Consider the following 15,107-nt stretch of genomic DNA (forward strand, 5'->3'; position numbering starts at 1 on the left):
GAGCCTGGCCAGTCCTTCACGCCGGTCCGCGGCTGCCCGCAGCACCGCCGTGAGCCGCTTGTCCTCGGCCAGGGCGGCAGCCTCTGCCTCCGCTTTAGCTGTGCTGGCCGCCTCGAGTCCACTGCGCCTATCCAGGATGTGGCGTTCCAGCTCGGCAAGCTCCCCGCGCACCCGGGCGGCCTGCCTTTCAAGCTGTTCAGGATCGCGGCCAGCTGCCGGGGGCTCCGTGGACCCGAGCAGGCGGGTGCGTTCCTGCGCCAACGTTCCGAGGGAACGGAGCCGCTCACGCGAGGCAGTCAGCCGGTACCAGGTGTCCCTTGCCGCGTTCAGCTTTGGTGTTGCTTCCGCGGCCAGCTGCTCCAGGGCAGCCTGCTGCCGGCGCCCGGCTTCCAGCTCCTGCTCGACGGCGGCCCGCCGGGATTTGAGGGCAGCTTCGTCCGCGACGTCCTGCTCCAGTGCTTCCTGCAGCTGGACGAGATCGTCAGCGAGGAGCCGCGCTCTGGCATCGCGGACGTCGAACTGGACGCGCTGGGCACGCCGGGCCACCTCGGCCTGTTTGCCCAGCGGGGTCAGCTGGCGCCTGATTTCGCCGGTCAGGTCGGTGAGTCGCTGCAGGTTTGCCTGCATGGCCTCGAGCTTGCGGACCGTCCGCTCCTTGCGGCGCCGGTGTTTAAGGATGCCTGCGGCTTCCTCAATGAAGCCCCGGCGGTCCTCGGGGGTGGCATGGAGGACCCGGTCCAGCTGGCCCTGGCCCACGATGACGTGCATCTCACGGCCCAGGCCTGAGTCGGACAGCAGTTCCTGGATGTCGAGCAGCCGGCAGCCCGCGCCGTTGATGGCGTACTCGGAACCGCCGGCCCGGAAGAGCGTCCGGGAAATGGTCACTTCGCTGTACTCGATGGGCAGGGCACCGTCAGTGTTGTCAATCGTCAGCGACACGTGTGCGCGCCCCAGCGGGGGCCGGCCGGACGTTCCGGCGAAGATGACGTCTTCCATCTTGCCGCCGCGCAGGGTTTTGGCCCCCTGCTCCCCCATCACCCAGGCCAAGGCGTCCACCACGTTGGACTTGCCGGAGCCGTTGGGGCCGACTACGGCGGTGACACCGGGTTCGAAATTGAAGGTGGTGGCCGACGCAAACGACTTGAACCCCCGGACGGTCAGGCTTTTGAGGTGCAAGGCTTTTGGATCTCCTGGATGGCTGGGACGGATGCTTCCCTGCACCAAATCTACTGCTTACCGGCAGAATGGCCCGGATTGACGGGCCCGTACCCCTGCCGCGGGGGCACCAGAACCCAGCCGGCGGTTTGTACTACCAGCGGCCGTTACGGGGACGGGGCTGGCACACGGGACAGGTGTGCGAGGAGCGGTTCATGAACTGCTCGCGGCGGATGGTTGCGCGGATTCCCGCAGCGGCACACCGCTTGCACGGCTGCCCCTCCCGCCCGTAGGCGTTGAGGGACCGGTCGAAGTATCCTGAGGCGCCGTTGACGTTCACGTACAGGGAGTCGAAGCTGGTTCCGCCCGCGGCCAGCGCATCCAGCATGACCTCGCGCGCGCTGCCCACTACCCTTTCCGCTTCCGTGCGGCGCAAGGTGTCGGTGGGCCGGGCGAAATGAAGGCGGGCGCGCCACAACGCCTCGTCGGCGTAGATGTTTCCGATGCCGGATACCAGGCCTTGGTCCAGCAAGGCCCGCTTCAGGCCGGTTTTGCGTTGGCGGAGGCGGCGATAGAAAAGGTCAAAGGAAAAAGCCGGATCCAAGGGGTCCCGGGCGATGTGCGACGCTTCTTCTGCGATCAGCGGAAGGGGCGATTCAGCGAGGCCGCCCGGGCCGCCGTCGTCCGTTGGAACCAAAGCAGTGACGAACAGGCCACCGAAGATCCGCTGGTCCACGAACCGCAGCTGTTCGGGCATGCCGTCGCGCGGAGCCAGCCGGATCCGTACTTTGAGGTGTTTCTCATCCGCGACGCTGCCATCCTGCATCAGCAGCTGCCCGCTCATGCCCAGGTGGGCCATCAGCGCCACCTTTTGGGTGCCGGCAGGCCCGTCCGGAAGTGGCCCGTCAGGACCGGCGGACGTATCCAGCAGCGGCATCCAGAGGAACTTACCCCGCCGCACGACGTCCGCAACAGTTGCGCCTTCGAGGTTTCCGATGAAATCTTCGGTACCCAGTGCGTGGCGGCGGATCGAGCGCTGGTCCAGGACTTCCACGCGTTCGATGGTCCTGCCGCGGACCCAGCTCACCAGGCCGCGGCGGACCACCTCAACCTCGGGTAGTTCAGGCACGACGCTACTTGGCGGCTACGGAGCCGGCGGACTTGCCCGCCGGCGCGGAGCCGGCGTTGCCGGTGAGGGCGCGCCATGCGTCGGCGGCAGCCTCCTGCTCCGCTTCCTTTTTCGAGTGGCCGGTGCCCTTGCCGTAGGCCGTGCCGCCAATGTGCAGGGTAGCCGCGAAAATCCGCGCGTGGTCCGGGCCGGAGCCCTCCACCGCATAATGGATGGTTCCGAGCTGGCGGCTGGCCGCCAGTTCCTGGATGCTGGTCTTCCAGTCGGTTCCCGCACCCAAAGCGCCGGCATCCTTAAGCAGGGGCCCAATCAGCCGCATCACGAGCTGCCGGGCGGTCTCGATGTCGTTGGACACATAGGTGGCACCGATCAGCGCCTCCATGGTGTCCGCCAGGATTGAGGCCTTGTTTTTGCCCTCGGTGAGCTTTTCGCCCTGCCCGAGGTAGATGTAGTCGCCAATGCCGAGGCTTCGTCCGATGCCAGCGAGGGCCCGGGTGCTGACCACGGCCGAGCGTCGCTTCGCAAGATCGCCTTCGGGCAGGTCCGGGTTGTCCCGATACAGAGCGTCGGTCACGGAGAAGCCAAGGATGGAGTCCCCCAGGAATTCGAGCCGCTCATTCGTGGGTATGCCGCCGTTTTCGTAGGCGTAGGAACGGTGTGTGAGCGCAAGACGAAGCGTCCCGGCGTCAATAGAGACACCGAGACGCTTCAAAAGCTCTTCAGTTGAAGACATCATGTCAGCCGGAGGGGCCGATTAGACGTCCGCGACCTTGCGGCCCTTGTACTCAAGGAACAGCGCGGTGCCGGCCGAGTCGGTGACAACCTTTGCCTGGTGCGGCAGGCTGTAAGTAACCTGGCCGTTCTCCACGGTCTTCACCAGGTGGGGGGCGGTCGCCTTCCACTGCGAGCGGCGGGCGCGGGTATTCGAGCGAGACATTTTCCGCTTGGGAACAGCCACGGCTAACTCATTTCTCTCTAGACAAACACGTACAAATCAATTTTGCCGGTCAGGCTTAGCCATATCAGCTAGGGCAGCCCAGCGAGGATCCAAGACCTCGTGGTGGTGCCCCGGCTCGTCTTCCAGGCGAACTCCGCATTCGGAGCAAAGGCCCTGGCAGTCTTCCCGGCACACCGGCTGGAACGGCAGATTGGTGACAACTGCGTCCCGCAACACCGGTTCAAGATCGATTACATCGTGCTCGACTCGACGTTGCTCTTCATCTTCTTCTTCGTCCGAAAGCTCTACACCCTCATAGAAGAAAAGTTCTTGCACATTGACCTCAAGGTCATACGCAAGGGGATCCAGGCATCGCCCGCATTCGCCGGTTACTTCGGCAATCGCGGTTCCTGATACCAGAATTCCTTCGTGTACGGCCTCAAGCCTCAGATCCAGCTCGATATCCGAGCCTTCCTGAACACCAATAAGCGCCACACCAAGATCACTTGGTGCGGGTACATGTTCCGTCAGTGTCCGCATGCTTCCCGGACTGCGTCCGAGGTCCTTGACGTCGAACGCCAGGGGCGAACCAGCATCTCGTTTAATGAGAACTCCTGTTGAACATATGACCGACGTACCATCTTAGCCTGAAGAGCCGCAGGGACTCAAACCAGGTAACCGGCGGCGCCGAAGTACCGGACTAGCCTACCCTCTCGGCTGCTGTTCAGGCGCCGACTCGCCCGCAAGCATCCTCCGGTGCACTGACCTGGGAACGTAGTCCGAAACGCTGCCGCCCAGGCTGGCAACCTCTTTGATCAGGGTGGAGGACAGGTGTATGTAGTGGGCCTCGGCGGGCAGGAACACCGTTTCCACGCCGCTGAGCTGGCGGTTCATCGTGGCCATGGGGAGCTCGTAGTCGAAATCCGAGGAGGACCGAAGGCCCTTGACGATCGCGGAGACGCCGCGCTGCCGGCAATATTCGGCGAGGAGGCCTTCCCCAACAGGTTCCACCACAATGCCCTTCAGTAACGCAAGGGTTTCCCGCGCCATGTCCAGGCGCTCTCCCAACGTGAACATGTACTTCTTGGCAGGGTTGGTGGAGACCGCAACGATGACCTCGTCAAAGAGGCCGGCAGCCCGGGCAATAACCTCGAGATGGCCGTTGTGGATGGGGTCAAAGGATCCGGGGCAGACAGCTCGTCTCATGCTCCGAACCTACCCCATGAAAAGGCCGGGATACCATGACTGGATGCATCCACAACGGGAAGTTTCCACCCCTTTGGCGCCCGCCCCCTGGCAGCGGACCGCGCTCGGAGCCAACCTCCTGGGGCCCGGCGGCGGGCTGGGAGTCACGATCTTCGAGGAAATGACCACCCTGGCGGTACAGACCGGAGCGATCAACCTGGGCCAGGGCTTCCCGGATGAGGACGGGCCGCTGGAGATACGCGAAGCGGCCCGTGCAGCCATCGACTCCGGGCATAACCAGTACGCGCCGGGGAGAGGCGTTCCGGAGCTCCGCGAAGCAGTGGCTGCCCACCAGGAAAGGTTCTACGGCCTTTCACCCGATCCGCAGACCGAGGTGATCGTTACAACCGGCGCCACCGAGGGAATTGCCGCCTCCCTGCTGGCTTTTGCGGGACCGGGTGACGAGGTACTGACCTTTGAGCCGTTCTACGATTCCTACGGCGCAGTCATCGGTCTGTCCGGCGCAACGCATGTAACGGCTCCCCTGCTGGCGCCGGACTTCATGCCGGACCTGGCTGCGCTGGAGGCTGCTTTCAGCGAGCGCACGCGGATCGTCCTGCTGAACAACCCGCATAACCCCACCGGCGCCGTCTTTCCGCGCCCGGTGCTGCAGCGCGTTGTGGACCTCGCCCGGAAGCACGACTGCCTGATCGTCACTGACGAGGTGTACGAACATCTCACGTTCGGCGACCGCCACGTCCCGGTGGCATCCCTGCCGGGAGCCGCTGACCGGACCATCACCCTTTCCTCGGCCGGCAAGACGTTCTCCCTGACCGGCTGGAAGATTGGCTGGCTTACAGGCCCCGAGGAGCTCGTGTCCGCTGTACGCACGGTTAAGCAGTTCCTCACCTATAGTTCGGGCACGCCGTTCCAGTCAGCCATTGCCAGCGGGCTCGGCCTGCCGGACGCCTTCTACACCAACATCGCGGCCACACTGAAGCACAAGCGCGACATCCTCAGCGAAGGCCTTCGGGCAGCCGGTTTCGACGTTTTCACACCGCAGGGAACATACTTCGTCAACGTGGACACCGCTCCGCTGGGCATCCATGACTCGGTGGACCTGGCCCGCAGGCTCCCCAGTCTGGTGGGCGTGGCCGCGATCCCGGTCCCCGTTTTCTGCCACCCTGAAGGTGCCGAGAGGACGCGCAGCCTCCTTCGGTTTGCGTTCTGCAAAAAGACCGAAGTCCTGGAGGAAGCGGCCGCCCGGCTGGCCACCCTCAGCGGACGGCTCTGATGCCGGCCGGGAACGGCAGGCGGGCGGAACGGTTCCTCCGGACCACCGGACAGCACGCAACCATCGCACCGGACTCCTTCACCGACGGCAGCTACGTGCTCAGTATCGGCGGGGCGGAGCAATCCCATGTGAACCTGGCCCAGCCGGACGAGATTTTTTACGAGTACCTGCGGCGGATCGGCCACCTGGTGGATCTGGCCGCACCACCCGGAAAGCCTGTGACAGCACTGCATCTGGGGGCCGGGGCACTGACACTGGCCCGCTACATCCAGGCGACCAGGCCGGGGTCGATGCAGTATGCGGTGGAACTGGAACGGGAACTGCTGGACTTCGTCCTGCGCCAGTTGCCGCTCCCGGAGGGGACGGACCTGCACACAATCATCGGGGACGCCCGCGGGGCACTCGCGGAACTCGAACCCGGACTCCTGTTCGACGTCGTGATCCTCGACATCTTCTCCGGGCCGGAAGCCCCGGAACACCTTGCCTGCACCGAGTTTTACAGCGAGGTGCGGGACCGGCTCACCCCGCGCGGGCTGCTGATCGTCAACGTGGGCGACGAGCCGGGGCTCACCCTGGTCCGCAGCCAGGTTGCGGCAATACGGCGGGCGATGGGTGATGTAGCGGCGTTTGCCGAAGCAGGCATGTTCGAGGGCCGCTACCCGGGCAACATCGTCCTGGCCGGCACCCAAGCGCCCTGGCCGGAAGGTTGGTCCGAAGCATTAGTATCCCGCGGCCCGCATCCCGCCAAAGTCCTGGCCGGCGTGGACCTGGACATGCTCGCGCCCCAGTCCTGATAAACCCAGTCCTGATAAACCTAGTCCTGGTCAACCACATCCTGATCCGCCAGGTCCTGGTCAACCACGTCCGGGTCAATGGCGTCCGGCACAAAAGGCTCTGCATACCACAGCCGCGTTTCGCCGTATTTTTTCTCCGCGAACCGCGCCAGGCCTCCGGGCCAGCCCGGCTCAGGAGAGCGGGACGACCTCTCCACCACCACCACAGCCGCCGGCGAAAGGTGGGCAGCGAGCTTTTCGAGCACCGCGGACAGCGCCACCTCCTCCAGCGGATAGGGCGGGTCCAGGAACACGAGGTCCCAGGTTGCCGTGGCGGCGGCGCGTTCCAGGAAAGGCTCAACCTTGGAGCGGTGGACGGTCACGGCTTTCCGGCCCAGAACCCCATTGATGAGGTCGGCGTTGCGCTGGCAGACGGCACTGGCCTTGGAATCGGACTCCACCAAATCCACCGTCTGCGCGCCCCTGCTGCAGCTCTCCACCCCCAGCGAACCTGAGCCGGCGTACAGGTCCAGGACCCGCGCACCGCTGATGACGTCAAAGGCGTCCAGCCGCGAGAACAACGCCTCCTTGACGCGGTCCGTGGTGGGCCTTGTCAGGGAACCCGGAACAGTCTGCAGCGGCGTACCGCCGGCGGCCCCGGCGATGATGCGGCTCATTGAGCGCCCCCGCTTCGGCCGCCGTGGATATAAGCCTCAACCGTTTTAACCGCGTTCAAGGAACGCCTCCTTTTCGGGGTTCAGGTACTTCTCGATTGCCTCGGCCAGATCCGGGTGTGCCCCCAGCGATGGGTCCTGCGCCACAATGTGCTGGGCATCGTCCCTGGCGCGGCTGATGATGGCTTCATGCTCAAGCACCCGCAGGAGTTTCAAGGTGGAGCGTCCGCCGGACTGGGAAGCGCCCAGGATGTCACCCTCGCGGCGCAGCTTGAGGTCCTCCTGGGAAAGTTCGAAACCATCCGTGGTGGCGGCGACGGCGTCCAGCCTCCGCCGGCTGGGGTGTTCAGGTTCCAGGGCGGTGACCAGCAGGCAGGTCCCGGGCAGGCCTCCCCGGCCCACCCTGCCGCGCAGCTGGTGCAGCTGGGAGATGCCAAACCTGTCGGCGTCGAGAATGACCATAAGGGTGGCGTTGGGAACGTCCACGCCCACTTCAATCACGGTGGTGGAGACCAGCAGTTTAACGCTGTTTGCCGTAAAGCCGGCCATTGCGGCGGTCTTCGCTTCGGGCGGCTGGCGGCCGTGCAGCGGTGCCAACGGAACCCCGGACAGGGCGGGCTCATCCAGAAGCTGTTCGACGACGGCGTTCACTGATGCCAGTTCCCGTCCACTTTCCGCGTCGGTGCCGTCGGCCAGGTCGGCTTCCCCGGGGCTGAAATCGCCGTCGTCATCGGTCCCGATCTTCGGGCAGACGACGTAGACCTGGTGTCCGGCATCGATCTCCTCGCGGGAGCGGGCCCAAATCCGGCCGGCCCAGGCAGGATTCTCCGCAAGTCCCACCAGGTGGGTGGTGATCGGTGCCCGGCCCTCGGGGAGCTCGTCGAGAACCGAGGTCTCGAGGTCCCCGAACACGGTCATGGCAACGGTCCGCGGGATGGGGGTGGCGGTCATGACCAGCAGGTGGGGCGGCTTTCTGGCTTTGGCCCGGAGCGCATCCCGTTGCTCCACGCCGAAGCGGTGCTGCTCATCCACCACGATCAAGCCAAGATCGTAGAACGTGACGTTGCCGCTGAGGAGGGCATGGGTGCCAATCACGATCCCGGCCGTCCCGGAGGCGGCGTCGAGCAGGGCCTGCTTGCGTGCGGCGGCAGGCATGGAGCCTGTCAGCAGCGTGACCTGGACGGAGGCGTCGTCGAGCCCACCCAGCAGACCGTCTCTGGAGAGCGGCCCCAGTGCGCGGCGGATCGACTCGAAGTGCTGCGCCGCGAGGACTTCGGTGGGCGCCAGCAGTGCCGCCTGTCCCCCGGCGTCCACCACCTGCAGCATGGCACGCAGCGCCACGATGGTCTTGCCGGACCCTACTTCGCCCTGCAGCAGGCGGTTCATGGGAGTGTCACGGGCCAGTTCCGCTGCGAAGGTCTTCCCTATGGCGGCCTGCCCGGCTGTGAGGGTGAACGGCAGGTTCGCGTCGAACGCGGCGAGGAGACCTTCGGCGACGGGCCGGCGTGCCGTGGCTTCCTCGGAAGCCAGTTGCGCCCGGCGCCTGGCAAGCGCGGACTGCAGCACCAGGGCCTCGTGGTACCGGAACCGGTCCCGCGCCCGGCGCCAGTCCTCAGCGGAGTCTGGAGCGTGGATAAGCCGGTACGCCCGGGCCAGCGGCAGGAATCCTTCACGGGCAGCGATGGCCGGCGGGACGGGATCCGGCAAGGCGTCCAGGTCCAGGGTCTCCAACAGGATCCCGATGGTCTTCTGGATTTTCCAGCTGGGAAGTTTGGCCGTTGCCGGGTATACCGGGATAGGCATGGCTGCGAGTTTTTCCGGGTCCTGGCTGCCCTCGCTGAACGGGTCTTCGTCCAGGAGCTGGAAGTCGGGGTTGGTCAGGCCAAGTGATCCTTTAAAGCTGGTGACCTTTCCCGAGAACAGTGCCCGCCGTCCCTGCAGCAGTTCGGCTTTCGCTTTGTAGCCGTTGAAGAAGCTGATTTTGAGGGTTCCGGGCACTTTGCCCCGGTAGTCCCGCCCGCCTACCAGCCGCAGCCCCTGCTGCCCGTCGTCGTCGGAAACTATGACGTCGGTGATGGTCCCGCGCCGTGCCTGCATGTTCCGTGTGCTGCTGGACAGCACCCTGGCAATGAGGGTGACCTCCTCATCGAGGGGAAGCTCGCTGATGGGGGTCAGCTCGCCCCGGGACATGTAGCGGCGCGGGAAGTAATGCAGCAGGCCTTCCACTGTGGTGATGCCGAGGTGTTTTTCGATGACCGCCGCGGAACGTTTTCCTATCCTGCGTTCCAGCGCAAGGTCCATCTCAGCGTTCATGCCCACTGGAGTTCACTGCGTCCGGGTGCGGTTCCCGCGGCAGGGCAAGTTCGCTGATACTGATCTGGGCGGGTTCGCCGAGGGAACGGATGAGGGCAACAGCCGCCTCGGGGGCCGGAACGTGGACGTGGACCCGCCAGCGGTAGTTTCCGTCGCTGTCGGGGTTGCCGCCGACCTGGCTCATGATGACGGACTCGCCGATCTCATCCAGCTGCTGACGGAGGGTGGCGGCATTCAGTGGTGAAAGGTTGATGGTACACATGACTTCGACGCCATCGTCATCCGGCATGGCAGTGTGGATGTGCGGATCGGACACGTCATAGCCGTGCAGCCCGTCAAGGAGCTCGCTTTGGAGTTCCTCGCCCAGGACGGCGGACCGGAGGCAGTCCAGGATCAGGAGCATTCCCACTCCGCCGGCGTCCACCACCCGCGCGGATGTCAGGGCGTCCAGCTGGTCCTCGGTACGGATGACGGCGGCCAGGGCCGCTTCGACGGCGGCATCCAGGGCCAGGCCCAGGGCGTGGTTGCTGTCATCATGGTTTTGTCCGGCATCCACGGCGGCTGCGGCCCGTGCAGCAGCCTCCATCACTGAAAGCATCGTTCCCGGGACGGGATCACTCAGGGCAGACCACGCGCGGATTTGGGCGCGGTTCAGGGCCGCTGCCAGCAGTGTGGACGTCAGGCGCGTGTGCCCTGCCAGTGGTTCCGCCGCCGCGCAAAGGAAAACGGAGAACAGGGTTCCGGAATTTCCCCTGGCTTCTTCCATCGCCGCCTGCCCGGCACTGGCCAGTACAGAGCCAACGTCCAGTTGCGCAGGCTGGTCCCCGGCTGCCGCAGCCGACTGGGCGGCTGCCCGGACAGTTAGGTACAGGTTGGTGCCTGTGTCGCCGTCAGCCACCGGGAAGATATTGATGGCGTTGAGGCGGTCGCTGTGGTTGCCAAGGACGGTCTCAGCCTTGCCCAACCACCTCTTCATCGCTTGCGCGTTGGCGGCAACCTTAGTGTGCAAAGTGATCCCATCCCCCGGTGTCTGCGGACCGGCCCGCTATTGTGACGCTCGGGCTTTCGTTGCTTCCCAATGCTTGTATTGAGCCTATCGCAGTGAATCCGGAAGGCAGCTGAACATCTGTTGGGAATGTGGCCAGCAGCCCATGGTCCTCCCCGCCGCCCAGCACCCACGCCATCGGGTCCGTTCCCAGCAGCTCCGAGGCGGGCCGCAGTACCTCCGCCAGTGCCCGTAACGGCGCAGGATCAAGATCAATGCCCACACTGCTGGCAGCCGCGAGCCGCAAGCCGTCCCGCAGCAGGCCATCGGAAATATCCAGCATGGCAGTGGCGCCGGCGGCCCGGGCAGCGGGCCCGGCGGCCAGAGGGGGCCTTGGCCTGCACTGGAGGTCCAGGAAGACGCGCTGCTCACGGCGAAGGGCATCAACGCTGACGGCGGATTCCAGGATCGCCAGGCCGGCGGCAGCATGCCCGGCGGTTCCGGCGATCGCCAGGACATCCCCCCGCCGGGCGCCCGACCGGAGGACGGCGTGATGGCCGCTGAGGGTCCCCAGAACGGCCACTGTCACGGAAATTTCCCGGCCACGGCCCAGATCTCCTCCGGCAACCGAACATTTGGCAGCACCCAGTTCCGTGATTGCCGCTGTCAAGCCGTCCGCCAGGTCCTCCACCCAGTTGACGGGTGTCTCCGGGGGAAGCGTGAGGCTCACCACGAGGGACGTTGCTGTGCCTCCCATCGCATTGATGTCGCTGAGGTTCTGGGCCGCAGCTTTCCAGCCGACATCGAAACCGGTGGTCCCGTAGCCGTTGGGCCATTCCAGCCGGAAATCCTGGTCCTGGACCTGGGTGTCAATGCTGATGACGGTTTTCCCGTCAGGCGCTGCCACAACGGCGGCGTCATCGCCCGGACCGAGCAAGGTGGCGGCAGCATGGTCCCCACCCATGGAAAGGCGTGGAAATATCCGCGCCAGCAGCTCAGCTTCGGAGAGGGCGGCGACGGCGGGCGGCTGCTCTTGGACGGTCAATCGCTTTTCAGGCACGCCACTACGCTACAGCGGGCCTACGACATTGCGGCGCTTGCCGCCAGTACTGTGTCCGGACCAGCGGGGCCGCGACGATAGTCTTGAAGTATGCACCGTCCACAGCTTTCCCTGCCCGCCCGCGCTGCCAGGATGGCGTTGACCGGGATTGTAGCTGCCCTCGCCTTAGCCGCATGCTCCCCCGCCGTGGACGTCCCTGCAGCCCGGGACGCCGCGAACCCCGCGTGCGCTCCCATGATGGTGGCTTTGCCGGAAGCCATCGGTGATTCGGCGCTGCGCAAGACGAACAGCCAGGCGACTGCGGTCTGGGGTGATCCATCCCTGGTGATCCTTCGCTGCGGCGTGAACGTGCCCGGACCCACCACCGACCGCTGCGTGACCGTCAACGGGATCGACTGGGTGATCAAGGAAGGCGACCCCGTCTGGACACTGACCACCTACGGCCGCGAGCCCGCCACCGAAATACTGATGGATCCGGACAAGATCAGCTCTGCGACTGTCCTGGCCGATCTTGCCCCTGCCGCCGGTGAGATCCCGCCTCTCAGAAACTGCGTGGGCCAGGAAGAGCTGCAGAACCTGCCGAAAAGCCAGTAGGGTTCGACCCGCTCAACCACCAAACGAGCGACTCCTAGCGAAGGCCCGTCTTTCGGTTCAAGGCCAGGTAAATGAGTTCGTCAATCAGCTCGGCATAATCCAGCCCTGATGCGGCCCACATCTGCGGGTACATGCTTTTCGGGGTGAATCCGGGCATGGTGTTGATCTCGTTGATGATCAGCTGGCCGTCCGGCGTGTAGAAGAAATCCACCCGGCTCAGGCCCTCTGCGCCCACCGCGTCAAAGGCGGCTGCGGAGAGCTCCCGCACCCTGGCGATGGCTTCCTCCGGCAGGTCCGCAGGGCAACTCAGTGATGCGGCATCATCCTCGACATACTTGGCGTTGAAGTCGTAGAACTCGTGGGTACCGCCGGCCACGGAGATCTCGCCCGGCATTGAGGTGCGGGGAGCGTCGGTGCCCCTGCCTTCCAGCACTGCGCACTCGATTTCCCGGCCGGTGATTCCGGCCTCAATGACCAATTTGAGGTCGTGCCGGCGCGCTTCCTCGATGGCGGCGTCCAGCTCCTCGAGTGAATCAACTTTGGAGATTCCCATGGACGAGCCAGCCCGCGCAGGCTTGACGAAAACGGGGAAGCCAAGCAGGTCCACCTGTTTCCGGACGGATTCCGCATCCTTGCGCCATTGCCTGTCGGTCACGGCGATGTAGGGGCCAACCTGCAGGCCTGCGGCCTCAAAAACCACTTTCATGAAGTGTTTGTCCATGCCCACTGCCGAGGCCAGGACGCCCGCTCCGACATACCGGGTGTCGGACAGTTCCAGCAGCCCCTGGATGGTGCCGTCCTCGCCGAAGGGGCCGTGAAGCAGCGGAAACACCACGTCCACGGCGCCGAGTTCCTGCGGGACTTCGTTCGGTGAGGCCACGATCAGCTGGTGTTCGCCGCCTATTTGGGCCAGCGTCACGGTTTGCGTTGACGGAACCACTTCCGGCAGCGAGGAAGCTGCCAGGGACCACTGCGCCGTATCACCGGCGGCCAGCACCCATTGTCCCGACTTGGCGATCCCGATGGGGATGACCTCGTATTTATCCTTGTTGATGGCACCGAGAACGCCTGCGGCGGTCACGCAGCTGACGGCATGCTCGCTGGAACGGCCGCCGAAAAGTACCGCAACCCGGGGTTTTGCCCCGCCGGCCGGCTCTGATGCGGTCAGTTTGTCTTGGGACATGGTCAGTAATCGCCTTCAGGTTTCAGTTCCCGGGCCAGCAGGACGGGCCCCAGTTGGTCAACGGACAGCTTGCCTGCCAGCACGGCGACGACGGCTGCCGTGATGGGCATGTCGACGCCCAGCTTTGCTGCCAGTTCGTGGACGGCCTGGCCGGACTTGATGCCTTCGGCGGTCTGGGTCATTTTCTGGCCCACTTCCTCCAGCGTGAGGCCCTGGCCCAGCAAGCGCCCTGCAGTATGGTTCCTCGACAGCGGCGAGGAGCAGGTTGCCACCAGATCACCCAGGCCGGCCAGCCCGGCCATGGTCTTCGCATCCCCGCCCAATGCGAGGGCAAGGCGGGACGTCTCGGCGAGGCCGCGGGTAATCACGGAGGCTTTGGTGTTGTCGCCCATTTGCCTGCCCTCGCAGATGCCGACGGCCAGTGCAATGACATTCTTGACGATGCCGCCGATTTCCACCCCGACGATGTCCGAGGTGGTGTAAGGCCGGAAATAAGGTGCGGTGCAGCTGCGGGCGATCCAGCCTGCAGTAGCCGGGTCGCTACAGGCAACCACGGAGGCCGTGGGCTCTTCGCGGGCAATCTCCATGGCAAGGTTTGGGCCTGAGACGATGGCAATGCGCTCGGTGGGCAGCCCAAGTTCCTCACTGATGACCTCGCTCATCCGGGCGTCGGTGCCCAGTTCAAGGCCCTTCATCAGGGAAACCACCGTGGCCCCGGGGGCGATCATGTGTTTCCAGCCGCGCAACTGCGGGCGCAGGGACTGGGCCGGCACGGCCAGGACCACCAGATCGGCGCCCTCGAATACCTCGCGTACCTCCGTAGAGGCCGTGATGCTGTCCGGAAGGGCAATGTCCTTCAGGTACTGCGAGTTGCGGTGGTAGGTGTTGATTTCTTCCACCACTTCGCTCCGCCGGCCCCAGAGGCGGATGGCACGCGGCTCGCCTGACGCCGTGGCGGCATCGGCCAGGATCTTGGCGAAGGTGGTCCCCCACGAACCCGCGCCAAGCACCGCTACTGAACGGGCCGAGCCGAGGTGGTTGCCCTCAGAGGTCACCGGGCATCCGTTCCCCGGCCTGCTGCTGCCCGCGCTCCACGAAGCGGCCGTGTTTCGCCTGCTGCTGCTTCGCCGGATCCCAGCGTTTCGCCGGAGGCTGTTCGCCCCGGATCTCTGCCAGGAGTTGGGTGATGGCTTCCATGATGGCGTCAGTGGCCCCGGTCAGCGTGGCCTTGTCCAGGGGACGGCCGGTGTAGGCGCTCAAGTCGACCGGCTCGCCCACGACCACCGTCGACTTCTTGCGCGGGAACAGGTGGAACCGCTTTCCGTAGCGGGGGAAAACCTCGTGGGCTCCCCAGTGGGCGATCGGTACCACCGGAATGCCGCCCTCAAGAGCAAGCCGGGCAGCACCGGTGTGGCCCTTCATGGGCCACAGGTCCGGGTCCCTGGTGAGGGTGCCTTCGGGGTAGATGATGATGGCTCCGCCCTCGGCCACAATCTCCTGCGCGAGTTGGAGGGACCGGTTGGCGCCCGCCGTCGAACGTTCCACGGGAATCTGCTTGGTTGCGCGCAGGACCCAGCCCAGAACCGGAACCTTGAAGAGCCCGGATTTCGCCAGGAAGTGCGGTGCACGCTTGTGGTTATAGAGGAGGTGGCCGATGATCAGGGGGTCGATCTCGGTGCAGTGGTTGGGCGCCGCAATGAAACCGCCGGCAGGCAGTTTTTCGGTGCCCTCCCACTTCTTATCCATCATGAGGTTGAACAGGGGACGTACTATTCCTGCGACCACGGCAAGGGTCGCGCGGCTCTTCGCCGATTCCTTCACGTCG

Annotated in this window: 16 protein-coding genes; 3 read left to right on the top strand and 13 right to left on the bottom strand. The window is 65.2% G+C overall.

Annotated features, from left to right (window positions below; translation table 11 throughout):
• From AC5RV1_RS09775 to coaD, 6 genes are all read right to left on the bottom strand, one after another.
• The coding region (locus tag AC5RV1_RS09775; RefSeq protein WP_493994390.1) for a chromosome segregation SMC family protein at positions 1-1,176 on the bottom strand (1,176 nt) is incomplete at its 3' end.
• Positions 1,177-1,309: 133 nt separating this feature from the next.
• Positions 1,310-2,284, bottom strand: a complete 975-nt coding sequence (gene mutM, locus AC5RV1_RS09780; protein ID WP_493994391.1) for a bifunctional DNA-formamidopyrimidine glycosylase/DNA-(apurinic or apyrimidinic site) lyase — start codon at positions 2,282-2,284, stop codon at positions 1,310-1,312.
• Between the two features lie 4 nt (positions 2,285-2,288).
• Positions 2,289-3,017 carry a ribonuclease III gene (gene rnc, locus AC5RV1_RS09785; RefSeq protein ID WP_493947166.1) on the bottom strand — a complete coding sequence of 243 codons (729 nt, stop codon included), beginning with the start codon at positions 3,015-3,017 and terminating at the stop codon, positions 2,289-2,291.
• Positions 3,018-3,038: 21 nt separating this feature from the next.
• Positions 3,039-3,242 carry a 50S ribosomal protein L32 gene (rpmF, locus tag AC5RV1_RS09790; protein WP_009356569.1) on the bottom strand — a complete coding sequence of 68 codons (204 nt, stop codon included), beginning with the start codon at positions 3,240-3,242 and terminating at the stop codon, positions 3,039-3,041.
• A 36-nt stretch (positions 3,243-3,278) separates the two neighbouring features.
• Positions 3,279-3,803: a YceD family protein gene (locus tag AC5RV1_RS09795; RefSeq protein ID WP_256249010.1), complete on the bottom strand. Its 525-nt coding sequence runs from the start codon at positions 3,801-3,803 to the stop codon at positions 3,279-3,281.
• Positions 3,804-3,926: 123 nt separating this feature from the next.
• Positions 3,927-4,427: a pantetheine-phosphate adenylyltransferase gene (gene coaD / locus AC5RV1_RS09800; RefSeq protein WP_163162655.1), complete on the bottom strand. Its 501-nt coding sequence runs from the start codon at positions 4,425-4,427 to the stop codon at positions 3,927-3,929.
• 43 nt (positions 4,428-4,470) lie between these two features.
• On the opposite strand from coaD, the gene AC5RV1_RS09805 reads away from it, so the two are divergent.
• On the top strand, positions 4,471-5,700 hold the full coding sequence (locus AC5RV1_RS09805) for an aminotransferase class I/II-fold pyridoxal phosphate-dependent enzyme (protein ID WP_493994392.1): 1,230 nt from the start codon (positions 4,471-4,473) through the stop codon (positions 5,698-5,700).
• Positions 5,700-6,494 (top strand): spermidine synthase, encoded by a 795-nt coding sequence (locus AC5RV1_RS09810; protein WP_493994393.1) that lies wholly within the window; start codon positions 5,700-5,702, stop codon positions 6,492-6,494. The genes AC5RV1_RS09805 and AC5RV1_RS09810 overlap by 1 nt, the downstream gene beginning before the upstream one ends.
• 20 nt (positions 6,495-6,514) lie before the next feature.
• On the opposite strand, the gene rsmD is transcribed toward AC5RV1_RS09810, so the two are convergent.
• The 4 genes from rsmD to thiL are packed head-to-tail and all read right to left on the bottom strand — an operon-like array spanning position 6,515 to position 11,505.
• A complete protein-coding gene (rsmD, locus tag AC5RV1_RS09815) occupies positions 6,515-7,150 on the bottom strand; it encodes a 16S rRNA (guanine(966)-N(2))-methyltransferase RsmD (protein ID WP_493994394.1) in 636 nt (211 codons plus the stop codon).
• Between the two features lie 45 nt (positions 7,151-7,195).
• A complete protein-coding gene (locus tag AC5RV1_RS09820) occupies positions 7,196-9,460 on the bottom strand; it encodes an ATP-dependent DNA helicase RecG (RefSeq protein ID WP_493994395.1) in 2,265 nt (754 codons plus the stop codon).
• Entirely contained in the window at positions 9,450-10,436 is a 987-nt protein-coding gene (locus AC5RV1_RS09825; RefSeq protein ID WP_493946438.1) for a DAK2 domain-containing protein, read from the bottom strand. The genes AC5RV1_RS09820 and AC5RV1_RS09825 overlap by 11 nt, the downstream gene beginning before the upstream one ends.
• Before the next feature lie 22 nt (positions 10,437-10,458).
• On the bottom strand, positions 10,459-11,505 hold the full coding sequence (gene thiL / locus AC5RV1_RS09830; protein ID WP_493994396.1) for a thiamine-phosphate kinase: 1,047 nt from the start codon (positions 11,503-11,505) through the stop codon (positions 10,459-10,461).
• 90 nt (positions 11,506-11,595) lie between these two features.
• On the opposite strand from thiL, the gene AC5RV1_RS09835 reads away from it, so the two are divergent.
• A complete protein-coding gene (locus tag AC5RV1_RS09835; RefSeq protein ID WP_493946440.1) occupies positions 11,596-12,099 on the top strand; it encodes a DUF3515 domain-containing protein in 504 nt (167 codons plus the stop codon).
• Between the two features lie 34 nt (positions 12,100-12,133).
• Here the strand turns inward: AC5RV1_RS09835 and AC5RV1_RS09840 are convergent, their stop codons facing one another.
• From AC5RV1_RS09840 to AC5RV1_RS09850, 3 genes are read right to left on the bottom strand one after another with little or no spacing between them, the layout of a single operon-like run.
• Positions 12,134-13,282 (bottom strand): D-alanine--D-alanine ligase family protein, encoded by a 1,149-nt coding sequence (locus AC5RV1_RS09840; protein ID WP_493946441.1) that lies wholly within the window; start codon positions 13,280-13,282, stop codon positions 12,134-12,136.
• Positions 13,283-13,284: 2 nt separating this feature from the next.
• On the bottom strand, positions 13,285-14,337 hold the full coding sequence (locus AC5RV1_RS09845; protein WP_493994397.1) for an NAD(P)H-dependent glycerol-3-phosphate dehydrogenase: 1,053 nt from the start codon (positions 14,335-14,337) through the stop codon (positions 13,285-13,287).
• Positions 14,327-15,103, bottom strand: coding sequence for a lysophospholipid acyltransferase family protein (locus AC5RV1_RS09850; RefSeq protein ID WP_493994398.1), 777 nt, complete (start codon positions 15,101-15,103; stop codon positions 14,327-14,329). Before AC5RV1_RS09850 ends, AC5RV1_RS09845 begins: the two co-directional genes overlap by 11 nt.
• Between the last annotated feature and the right edge of the window lie 4 nt (positions 15,104-15,107).

Source organism: Arthrobacter sp. Hb9-2 (assembly GCF_059091165.1).

Bases quoted from the DNA above. Each gene is read 5' to 3' on its own strand.
- rnc (WP_493947166.1), bottom strand. From the start codon at position 3,017: ATGTCTTCAACTGAAGAGCTTTTGAAGCGTCTCGGTGTCTCTATTGAC.
- coaD (WP_163162655.1), bottom strand. From the start codon at position 4,427: ATGAGACGAGCTGTCTGCCCCGGATCCTTTGACCCCATCCACAACGGC.
- AC5RV1_RS09805 (WP_493994392.1), top strand. From the start codon at position 4,471: ATGCATCCACAACGGGAAGTTTCCACCCCTTTGGCGCCCGCCCCCTGG.
- AC5RV1_RS09810 (WP_493994393.1), top strand. From the start codon at position 5,700: ATGCCGGCCGGGAACGGCAGGCGGGCGGAACGGTTCCTCCGGACCACC.
- rsmD (WP_493994394.1), bottom strand. From the start codon at position 7,150: ATGAGCCGCATCATCGCCGGGGCCGCCGGCGGTACGCCGCTGCAGACT.
- AC5RV1_RS09820 (WP_493994395.1), bottom strand. From the start codon at position 9,460: ATGAACGCTGAGATGGACCTTGCGCTGGAACGCAGGATAGGAAAACGT.
- AC5RV1_RS09825 (WP_493946438.1), bottom strand. From the start codon at position 10,436: ATGAAGAGGTGGTTGGGCAAGGCTGAGACCGTCCTTGGCAACCACAGC.
- AC5RV1_RS09835 (WP_493946440.1), top strand. From the start codon at position 11,596: ATGCACCGTCCACAGCTTTCCCTGCCCGCCCGCGCTGCCAGGATGGCG.
- AC5RV1_RS09840 (WP_493946441.1), bottom strand. From the start codon at position 13,282: ATGTCCCAAGACAAACTGACCGCATCAGAGCCGGCCGGCGGGGCAAAA.